The following is a 554-nucleotide window of genomic DNA, read 5'->3' as shown; positions in this document are numbered from 1 at the left end:
CAGCGGCGAGACTGAAAGAACTGGAAGAAATGGCGGCGAAGCTAGTAGAGACCGCTGGCAAGCTTCCATCGGAGCAGGACCGCCACAACGCGCTTCAAGAGATCGAGAGATTTCGGGCGCGGATAACTGCTCTGCAATTGTCGGGTATGGCTCTGCCGCAGCCTTATGACCTTGTAACCCGGCCCTGCACGATTCACGCGGGTCGCTTCCGCTGGGACATCAGAGAGAACGGAAGACCTATTCAGTCTTCCATAGAATCGTTCGCCACCGAGCAGGAAGCTCACGCGGACGGTCGCCATGAGCTCGAAAAAATAATCCTAGTCTCGAGGTTGTGACTGCCGGAACGTTTTAGCCCGTAACGAGTCGTAGAGGCGATCGATCCCAGTTTTGCTGTTGGATCGAACATGGAAAAAGCTGCCGCCTATGCGATCTCGGCCTTCATCGTCGGCTTCGGTCTTTGGATCCTTATTGCCGGCCTAAGCTCCAGTACGCCCGCTTTATGGATTTGCGCTGCTCTCATCGCCATAGCGGTCGGGCTCCTGAGCGCTTTCGGC

1 protein-coding gene is annotated in these 554 nt (G+C 56.3%); it reads left to right on the top strand.

All coding sequences use genetic code 11. From position 1 onward, the window contains the following. Positions 1 to 335 (top strand): hypothetical protein (locus KIP88_RS46025; RefSeq protein WP_214494654.1); only part of this gene is annotated, 335 nt, incomplete at its 5' end. Positions 336 to 554 lie beyond the last annotated feature (219 nt).

This window comes from Bradyrhizobium sp. SRL28 (assembly GCF_018596315.1).
Taxonomy (GTDB): Bacteria; Pseudomonadota; Alphaproteobacteria; order Rhizobiales; family Xanthobacteraceae; genus Bradyrhizobium.
The sequence above is the reverse complement of the archived record's forward strand: the minus strand, read 5'-3'. Positions and strand labels throughout refer to the sequence as shown.